Here is a 278-nt window from a genome sequence, read left to right on the forward strand (position 1 = left end):
GATGGCAGCATCAGCTGGTAAAGTCGCGAATTGGCCGCCCGGATATCGCAGAAAAGCCGCGCCTAGGCCAGAGAGAGCATGTCGAACTGCCGGCGGCAGAGAACTAGCCGACCGGTTTGGTGCTTCCCATCACCGGCCGGAGCGGCGGCGCCGGCGGCAGCAATGCGCGTATGTCGGCGAAAGGAAAGACAGGCTCGAAGCGGAAAGCCTCGGCCAGCGCGCCGGGCCCGCCGTTGCACTGGCCGGCACGGAATTCATTCTGTATCCGCGCCCTGTCG

1 pseudogene is annotated in these 278 nt (G+C 65.5%); it reads right to left on the bottom strand.

The annotated features are described in order from the left end of the window. Positions 1–103: 103 nt before the first annotated feature. Positions 104–278 (bottom strand): annotated as a pseudogene (locus tag EN874_RS34770) (PIG-L family deacetylase); the annotation flags it as partial.

It is taken from the genome of Mesorhizobium sp. M1D.F.Ca.ET.231.01.1.1 (assembly GCF_003999155.2).
Classification (GTDB): Bacteria; Pseudomonadota; Alphaproteobacteria; order Rhizobiales; family Rhizobiaceae; genus Mesorhizobium.